This window comes from Paenibacillus tyrphae, assembly GCF_024158745.1.
Classification (GTDB): Bacteria; Bacillota; Bacilli; order Paenibacillales; family NBRC-103111; genus Paenibacillus_G; species Paenibacillus_G tyrfis_A.
Genome location: NZ_JAMZAW010000007.1, coordinates 303,183 through 309,374, shown reverse-complemented (window position 1 = coordinate 309,374; position 6,192 = coordinate 303,183). Strand labels below are relative to the sequence as shown.

5 protein-coding genes are annotated in these 6,192 nt (G+C 49.5%); 2 read left to right on the top strand and 3 right to left on the bottom strand.

Going from position 1 to position 6,192, the window contains the following annotated elements:
- Window positions 1-67 precede the first annotated feature (67 nt).
- Window positions 68-568: a hypothetical protein gene (locus NI000_RS13050; protein WP_253411134.1), complete on the bottom strand. Its 501-nt coding sequence runs from the start codon at window positions 566-568 to the stop codon at window positions 68-70.
- A gap of 253 nt (window positions 569-821) precedes the next feature.
- Between NI000_RS13050 and catA the strand changes: the two genes are divergently transcribed.
- Together catA and NI000_RS13040 are read left to right on the top strand one after the other, a co-directional pair.
- Window positions 822-1,478 carry a type A chloramphenicol O-acetyltransferase gene (catA, locus tag NI000_RS13045; RefSeq protein WP_375540966.1) on the top strand — a complete coding sequence of 219 codons (657 nt, stop codon included), beginning with the start codon at window positions 822-824 and terminating at the stop codon, window positions 1,476-1,478.
- A gap of 417 nt (window positions 1,479-1,895) precedes the next feature.
- Complete coding sequence (locus NI000_RS13040; protein ID WP_253411131.1) at window positions 1,896-3,983, top strand: TerD family protein; 2,088 nt, start codon at window positions 1,896-1,898, stop codon at window positions 3,981-3,983.
- Window positions 3,984-4,123: 140 nt separating this feature from the next.
- On the opposite strand, the gene NI000_RS13035 is transcribed toward NI000_RS13040, so the two are convergent.
- Window positions 4,124-5,437: an MFS transporter gene (locus NI000_RS13035; protein WP_253411129.1), complete on the bottom strand. Its 1,314-nt coding sequence runs from the start codon at window positions 5,435-5,437 to the stop codon at window positions 4,124-4,126.
- Window positions 5,438-5,449: 12 nt separating this feature from the next.
- Window positions 5,450-6,061 (bottom strand): TetR/AcrR family transcriptional regulator, encoded by a 612-nt coding sequence (locus tag NI000_RS13030; RefSeq protein ID WP_253411127.1) that lies wholly within the window; start codon window positions 6,059-6,061, stop codon window positions 5,450-5,452.
- Between the last annotated feature and the right edge of the window lie 131 nt (window positions 6,062-6,192).

Here is a 6,192-nt window from a genome sequence, read left to right as displayed (position 1 = left end):
CCATTTTGCACCCTTTAGTTGTTACGAAACTCCGTACATGAATTTTAAATGTACTTAAAATTGCAATTTACTCTAACTTAATGACAAACCCAGTATCTCCATGTTCATTTTGTTGTTCGTGAGTACTAATAACGACCCATTTCAATATTTCATCAAACACATAAAAATCTTGCGGAAAAGCACTTAAATTATTGACAAGAAATTGTTTGGAACAATGAAACAACTCATTACGTCCCCAATCCATAATATCTTGAGATATATAGTAGTCCCAGAACAACAGCACATTTTTTGTCTCTATACTATCAAAAACACTTCCAAATTCGTTTGTAGAGAAAGTAGAAAAGTGTCCTTGATGTTTGAAACAACACCAGAGAAAGTATCCGTCTCCGACATTTACATAATTTTGATAGTATTCAGTGTCAGTGATAATAAATTTATTTATAAATTGATTTTTCAAGATGTCTTTTTTATGTTTTGGAACTCTCTGAAGTTGATTGAGTAATATGTCTTTACCCATAATGGTACCCCCTTTATATTTGGAAAAGAAAGCATAGGTTAACTCTTCCATGAATTAATTATGCCATTGATGAGCATTCATTTGTACGACGAATTGAATGCCATTGGTCTTTATTTAACGTCTCATATCCACTCAGATTATAATATAGGCCTAAGTAGCCCGTTTCCATCCATCGAATATAGCTATATACTTATGTCATGGGCATGGAAATAGCCCTAAAGCGAGGAAGGGAATGGTAACATGAAACGAGCAAGCGAGTTAGCCTCCTAAAATACGCAATTTATTATTTTAGGAGGTTATCCAATTGAACTTCACTGTAATCGATATGAACAAATGGGAAAGACGGGCGTACTTCGAGCATTATATGAATGTGACCAGATGTACATTCAGCATAACGGCGAACTTGAACATTACCCAATTGCTCCCAGTCCTTCGGGCAAAAGGTATCAAGCTTTATCCTGCGTTTCTTTATATGGTTACAAAAACGGTGAATGCGCACCGCGAATTTCGGATTTGTTTCAATAAAGAAGGGGAGTTGGGGGATTGGGAACAGATGTTGCCCAGCTTTACCTTTTTTCATAAAGATGACAAAACGTTTTCTACTATGTGGACCGATTATTCGAACGACTTCGATGTATTTTATCAAAACTACCTGGATGATATGAACAGGTATGGCGAAGTGAAGGGCTTATCTGCAAAGGGAAATGAGCCGCCGAATACGATCAATGTTTCGTGTATTCCCTGGGTTAGCTTTACCGGGTTCAATCTGAATATTTATACGGATGGACGGTATTTGCTGCCGATTACGACGTGCGGCAAATATTTTGAACAAGCCGGCGAAATTTTGCTGCCTGTTTCTTTGCAGGTTCATCATGCGGTTTGCGACGGATACCATGCCGGTATTTTTATAAATGAATTGCAGGAGATGGCTAATAATTGCGAACAATGGTTACTCGCCTGAATCCTGCCGCTTCGAAGAAGAATGACTAACATTCCAGCTATGTAAAGAGGGGCGAGCCCCCTCTTTTTTGCATCTCCCGCAACAATTTTATCTATCCCTAGCCCCCCAACCTTACTATCGTAATACTTTCGCCCTGTTCGAGTGCTCCAAACTATGGAATAATCATCCTCAGGAAGCAAACGCCGCAAGGCGCGCAGCTTCCGGGAAAATCTCTTCAGGCTATCGCCATCCTTCCTTCTACACTCATTGGACATTAGGGTGGCGGCTTTCCTGAAGCGATTGACCACCATCAGGCTATCGCATCTCTTCCTTCTACCTAACCCTGATTTTAGAGATGCGAATTTCCTGATGACGATCCATCCGTTATGGAGAGGAGGCATCCGGGCTGCCGTATGGTTTGCTTCCCGGAGTCTTGTTATGAGAAACGTCATTTACCTGAGAAGAAACCGAAAGGTCATCGTCCAACCCGGCCGTCATGTTCTTCCCGATAAATATATGGCAACTGCCTTGAAAAATATCGAGTACCTGGGCTTTACATTCTCCAAATCGTTAATGGAAGTCCTTCGCACCCTGTCCATCGAAGAGTTTACGGCGTTCTACCACCAGCTTGTAGCGGACTTGAAATCGCTCCTGGGAGCGAATGTGAGCTTCAAGCCGATGTACCCCAATTTTCCCGAGCAAGTGATGCTGCTCAGCCAAGCCGAGCTGTATCTGAATGCCATCTATCATTACCTCACCCTAGAACTGCCCGAGCACGAAGCTCTAGAGAGACTCCCTTTGCTGGATCAAGTGGATCTGAAAATCATCGATCTGGGAAGCGCGGAACATTTCAGTCAAACGATCCGCAATCTCATCTCGGCGAACGGCTCGATTTCCGAGCAAGACAAGGAAGATATCGAGTGGGTCATCGCAGCCTACGACGATTTGAGCGCCGTACTGCCGGACGAGATTCCTTTGAAAGAAAATGTGGGCTTTGTGGTCGGTGCGCTGCTGAAGTACAACAAGGCGAACCTCGACCTCGTCGGAAAATACGTGAAGACAGCAACGGACGCGCTGCGTTTGGCTGTGGCGCTCTCGGATGGGGATGTCAGTCTGGCGGCGAATACGAAGATCCGCAAATTCAAGCGAGCCGAACGGCGCTTGCTTCTGGGGCTGCTGGACCGGTGCGGCAATATCGTCGAAGATATGCTGCGCTATAAGTATCGCTGGATACGTCTTGGAGAAATTTTGCACCCCGCCGAATACAAAAAACGGTATACCCGCTGCCAAGAGGCCTTCGATATTCTCCGCAACGATAAACCGTACGAAACGTTCGGCGGAAAAGTGGAGCTCGCGCTTCGCCGGAAGGATACGCTGCTCGCGGCGGCTTTGCTGAAAACGCGCGCGGGTGAATTCGCCAGACGGTTGGATCATCTGTTGCGGCTCTCCGAGGATGCCTTGCAAGTGATTGACCAGTTCGCCGAGGTCGCCGATCAGGCATCTACGCCGGTGCTGCTGCAGGTCATGGCTCATTTTAGCCATCGGCATGAAATGCGCGAGCTGCGCACCTTTTTCCCGAAAGGAAATGTGGCGAAGGCCGCGGCCATTCCGAATACGCTGCCGGGTATTCATCCCGATGCTTGCGAAGCGGTCGTGGACACATGCAGACGGACCTTGATCCGCCGCTTCTCGGAGCTCCCGCCGCTAGGAGACGTGTATATCGACGAAAGTTTGAAGCAGTATTTGATGCCGTTCTCGCAGCGGTCGGCCAGCAAAGCGCTGCGTACGATCGTGCGAGGCAGCCGGGTTCGGATGCCGGAGGGGGATACGATCCGCTTTTTCCTCTGGTGGAAGGAAGGGATGGTCAACGGCAAGCATACGGGGCGCGTCGATATCGACTTGTCGGCGGTGATGTATGATAAGAATTGGCAGTACGTCGAGCATATTTCGTACACGAATCTGAGGTCCGACAAATATAAAGCCGCGCATAGCGGAGATATTACGTCGGCTCCCCAAGGCGCTTGCGAATTTATCGATCTGCATATTCCTTCGATCGTTCGGTATGGCGGCCGATTCATTGTGGCTTCGCTGAACTCGTTCACGGAGCAGCCCTATTGCAATTTGCCGGAGTGTTATGCCGGTTGGATGATGCGGCAGTCCCCGAAGACCGGGGAGGTATTCGAGCCTTCGACCGTGGCCGATAAAATCGATCTCACCGCAGATACCCAGATTGCCATTCCGGTCATTCTGGATCTGGTGGAACGAACCGTGATCTGGACAGATTTGGCTTTGAAGAAGCATCCGTATTACTACAACAATGTGGAGGGTAATCAAAAAGGGATGGTCCTGATGGGTAAAGCCATGACCACGCTGACGAAGCCGACCCTGTATGATTTGTTCACGCTGCACGCAACGGCCAGAGGTCGCAAGGTAGAGCATGCGGACGAGGCCGAGACGGTTTTTGCGGTGGACCGGGGCGTTACCCCTTATGATATTAGCACGATTATGTCGGAGTTCGTTGTGTGACAGACGTACATTGGAACGCCTTAAGGGGTGTTTCTTTTTTTTACAGAATGAGGAATAGCCGATGAGCATCAGGCGAGGAGCCTGAAGGCCGCATCGGCTTTTTCCCGTGCGCCTGCCTTGGCCGGACACGGTCCCGCCGCTCAGCCAGACAAATCGCCTGCTCTTGCTTCCCCGGCCGAATCCGACTCCAGCGCTTTGATTTTCTTCACCCGCCCGATCATCAGACCAAGGAGAGCGACGAACAGCCCGGAAAGAACGAACAGCAAGCCGATGCCTCTGCCTTGCCCGGTCCCGATGAGCTGCCCGACCGTTTGGCTCAGCGCCCCGTCCGGAAGAAGCAGCGGGTTAAACACGTGATCCGATAAGAAGCCCGCCGACCCGAAGGCCAGGATGAAGCCCACTTGCGAGATGGCGTAAACCATGGACCATACTCTGCCCTGGTTTTCGTTGTCCACATTCGTCCGGATAAGCACCTCCAGACTTGTGTTCACAAACGGGAGCGTGACGAAAAAGAGGAACCCGAACACGATAATCATCGCAACGGCCGGGAACAGACCCATCAAGGCATAGAACAGACCGGCCAGCGCAAGAAACAGGGAGAGGATGAACACCTTGCTTCGTTTTAAGCCGAATACGCCGATCAACAGGCTGCTTACCAGCATTCCGGTTGCGGATAAGGAGAGGGCGATCCCCAAGGTCCTCGAATCGGCCAAGGCCAGCACCATCGGCCCGAACAGCGATTGAAGCAGCCCGATATAAAAGCAAATCATGGAGGTTAGCACAACCAGCCATAGAATCCCTTTCCGGGAGAGGAGATAGCGGAAGGAGTCGGCCAGATCCCGGAAAAAGTTCCGGTTGTCCTGCTTTCGCGGGGCAGCCTCGCGCTTCGTAATCACCAGCACGGCGGCAACGGCGATCAGGAAAGTCATGATATCGAGGATGAGAACCAGCTTGATATCAAAAACACTGACCAGGAATCCGGCAATCATCGGAGAGATGAGATATTGCGCCGATCCCGCCAACTGAATAAGCCCGCTGGCCTGGGAATACAGCTCTTCGGACACCAGATCGGAGACGGCGGCTTTATACGCGGGGGTCTGAATCGCTGCGGATACCGAGCTTAAGGCGACTCCCAAATAAATGTGCCACAATTCCACGTTTCCGGACATCATGACGAACAAAATGAACAAGATACCTATGATCGACCCGGCATCTCCCAAGATCATCATCTTCTTACGGTCGAACCGGTCGGCAAGCACCCCGGTGAACGGAAGCATAAGAAACGACGGCAAAAAGTTGAAAAGAATGATCAACGAGTAATCCATGGCCGACTGGGTCTTCTGAAACACAAAGACCCCCAATGCAAAAGCCGTCAGTCCGCTCCCGATCGCCGAAGAGAGCTGCCCCGCCCAAACGATAAGGAATTTTCGAAACGCTGCATCCCGGATGTTCATTTCAGCCACCCCCTAAATAAACGAAAAGGAGCCCCGCTTCGCGCCTAAGGACCTCTCGATCATCGTCTGCATGGACTTAAGCCGTCTCGTCTGCTCCTCTTGATTCCAGTGGAAGAGGCCCGATTCCAGCAAAAATTGCGACCCCGCGAGAAGAAACTGGACGGTTTCCAGCGGATACTCCACATCAAACAGGGATTCCTTTTTGCCTTGTTCAACGACGTGGGCCAATACCGGCGAGATTTTCATGATAATCTCGATGTTAATCCGCTCGTGAAGCTCCCGGTTCTCGGGTCGGTGCAGCCCTTCCATCAACTCGCTTTCGTTGACCGCAAGCTGATGTTGTCCCCGCAGCATGTGGCGCAGCTTATCCATCACACCCATCGCAGGATCGTCAGCGATTTGTCGATAGGCTTCACAGAGCTGGTCGACCAGTTCGTGAACAAGCGCGTCCAGAATTTGTTCCTTCGACTTAAAGTAATAGTAAAAAGTTCCTTTCGCCACGCAGGCCTTCTGAATAATCGCCTCTACGGTCGTCCCTGCATATCCGTGATGTCTAAACAGCTCTCCGGCAACCGTGAGAATCTCTTGTCGCCGCGTCTTCGGATCTTTAACAATTCGTTTCATACCGATACCTCCTATAGACTGACCGTCAGTCTATAGACTATACTACCATATGACTGACCGTCGGTCTATAGAGATTTCAGGAACCGTTTTCCAATCGCCGCAACTTTTTTTGCGAAAAAGGATCGGTTGTT